Annotated in this window: 4 protein-coding genes; 3 read left to right on the forward strand and 1 reads right to left on the reverse strand. The window is 61.0% G+C overall.

Annotated features, from left to right (window positions below; genetic code table 11):
• A partial coding sequence (locus BMI01S_RS36860; RefSeq protein WP_042293192.1) for an IS630 family transposase occupies positions 1 to 1,085 on the reverse strand: 1,085 nt, incomplete at its 3' end.
• Between the two features lie 137 nt (positions 1,086 to 1,222).
• On the opposite strand from BMI01S_RS36860, the gene tnpA reads away from it, so the two are divergent.
• The 3 genes from tnpA to BMI01S_RS36875 form a co-directional block, all read left to right on the forward strand.
• Positions 1,223 to 1,648, forward strand: coding sequence for an IS66-like element accessory protein TnpA (gene tnpA, locus BMI01S_RS36865; protein WP_244145499.1), 426 nt, complete (start codon positions 1,223 to 1,225; stop codon positions 1,646 to 1,648).
• Entirely contained in the window at positions 1,645 to 1,989 is a 345-nt protein-coding gene (tnpB, locus tag BMI01S_RS36870; RefSeq protein WP_028233044.1) for an IS66 family insertion sequence element accessory protein TnpB, read from the forward strand. Before tnpA ends, tnpB begins: the two co-directional genes overlap by 4 nt.
• Before the next feature lie 30 nt (positions 1,990 to 2,019).
• On the forward strand, positions 2,020 to 2,590 hold a 571-nt coding region (locus BMI01S_RS36875), incomplete at its 3' end, for an IS66 family transposase (protein ID WP_042293189.1).

Here is a 2,590-nt window from a genome sequence, read left to right on the forward strand (position 1 = left end):
CCCGTTCCGCTGATTCGCGTACATAGTCTTTGTAGCTTGGCGAGGATGGAGTCAGCGGTAGCGGTCCACATGAACGGCTCGCAGTTTTGGTTGTAGTGGGAGACAAATTGATCGATACGTTTAACCAGTTGCTTGACCGAACCAAACGAGCCACGGCGTATGGCTTTGCCGGTGATCAGAGCGAAGAAGCGTTCGACCTGGTTAAGCCACGAACTGTAAGTCGGAATGAAATGCATATGCCACCGAGGACGTGTCGCCAACCACGCTTTGACCTTCGGATGCTTGTGGGCACTGTAGTTGTCCACGATGCAGTGCACGTCAAGCTCGGCCGGCACTGCCTTGTCGATTTCGCGCAGAAACGACAGGAATTCCTGATGCCGGTGACGCGGTTTGCAGGTAGCGAGCACCGCGCCGTTGAGCACGTTCAGCGCCGCGAACAGCGTCGTTGTGCCATGGCGCTTGTAGTCATGAGTGACCCCTTCAACGTAGCCGAACCCCATCGGCAGCATGGGTTGCGTACGCTCGAGCGCCTGACACTGGCTCTTCTCGTCGACGCACAAGACCAGGGCGTTCTCCGGCGGACTCAGGTAAAGGCCGACCACGTCGCGCAATTTCTCGATGAAGAACTGATCGGTCGAGAGCTTGAAGCTTTCGCTGCGATGCGGTTGCAGACCCAACAGCTTGAAGTAACGGTGCACACTGGTCGGCGAGATAGCTGTTTCGGCGGCAATCGTACGTACGCTCCAGTGCGTGGAGCCATCGGCGGGTTTGGTATGCAGGGTCTTATGAATCAGTTGAGCCACCCGCTCATCGTCGATCGTGCGCGGCTTGCCGGGGCGCACTTCGTCATAGAGTCCGTTGATGCGCTGCTCCACAAACCGGAGACGCCACTTGCCCACCGTGGCGCGCGTGAGTTGCAGGCGCTGCGCGATCGCACTGTTCGGCTCTCCTTCGGCTGCCGCCAGCACGATGCGCGCACGCGTGACCAGCGCAGCCGAAATCGAGCGAGAACGTGTGATCGATATCAGTTGCAGACGCTCGTCTTCGCTCAGCATCAGTTTCGCCTTAGGTCGTCCCATCGACATGCTGATGTCTCCCGTTCCGTTGACGTCAACATGCTACGCGAACATAGATTAGTTGTAAGCGGCTCGCGAGAGCCGTTCTCGACGGCGGGTTGAGGGATGGGTAATTTGGTGTCCACCAAATTATGGTGGACACCAAAGTGGACGAGACATTGAGTGAGCGCCTTGCAGGCGACGGATACAAGCGACCGAACTTTCCGGTCGAATTCAAGCGGCGATTGGTGGAGCAATCGTTCGAGCCGGGTGCATCGGTCGCCTTGATTGCCCGCCGGAATGAAGTCAACGCGAATTTGCTGTTCAAATGGCGGCGGAAATATCTTGCTGGCGCGTATGGCCCGCCATTGCTTTCCGTGCAGGCAAACCAAACGCCGACCGACGAGGCGGCCCTATTGCCGGTCAGCATCATTGGCGAAACTGCCGCATTGGTGCCGAGCCCGCCGGTTCGGGCGGCGGAATCGGCAGTTGAGAACTGTTGCGAGGTCGAGTTCGATCGTGCTCGCCTGCGCATTCGCGGCGAGGTTTCGCCGGCGACGCTGCGACTGCTCATTCGCGAGCTGGCTCGATGATGGGGTTGCCGGCGGGCACACGCATCTGGATCGCCGCGGGCATCACCGACATGCGCTGCGGTTTCCAGGGGCTGGCGGCGAAGGTGCAGACGACGCTCGAAGAGAATGCACTGGGCGGTGATGTCTTCGTTTTTCGAGGGCGCCGCGGCGACACAGTCAAAGTTTTGTGGTCCACCGGCGACGGACTGTGCCTGCTGACCAGGCGACTCGAAGCAGGTCGTTTCGTGTGGCCGCAGGCCGATGGCGGCAAGATCTTCTTGAGCGCCGCCCAACTGTCGATGTTGCTCGAAGGCATCGATTGGCGGCGGCCGCGTCGTACCGCTGCACTCTCGATGTTGTAAACCGCGCGGAAGGCTCGTAAACTGCGGCGCATGTCCGATCATGCGCCGCTTCCCGATACCGTCGCCGAGCTCCATGCCATGGTGCTCGCGCAACAGGCATCGATCGTGAAGATGCTGGAGAATCTCGCCTCGCGCGATGATGAGATCGAGCGCCTGAAGGCGCAGATCGACAAGCTCAAGCGGATGCTGTTCGGACGCAAGTCCGAACAGCTCGCCAGGCAGATCGACAAGCTCGAGGCCCAACTGGAGGACCTGACGGCCGGCCGGGGTGCTGCCGAGGCGCGTAACAAGGCAGACGGGACGCCGGATGCGGCGGCCAGCAATTCGCCTTCGCGAGAGCCGCTCCCGCCGCACCTGCCGCGCGAGGAGATCGTGCTCGAGCCCGACCCGCTCTGCCCCGTGTGCGCGACGACCATGCAGTCGCTGGGCGAGGACGTGTCCGAGCAGCTCGCCCGCGTAGCCGCTGCATTCAAGGTGATCCGCACGATCCGGCGCAAGCTGGTCTGCCTGAACTGTGGTCACATCGCACAACCCCCGATGCCGGGTTTGCCGATCGAACGCAGCATCGCCCATCCGAGCCTGCTCGCCGACATTCTCGTCT

This window comes from Paraburkholderia mimosarum LMG 23256 = NBRC 106338 (assembly GCF_000739815.1).
Taxonomy (GTDB): domain Bacteria; phylum Pseudomonadota; class Gammaproteobacteria; order Burkholderiales; family Burkholderiaceae; genus Paraburkholderia; species Paraburkholderia mimosarum.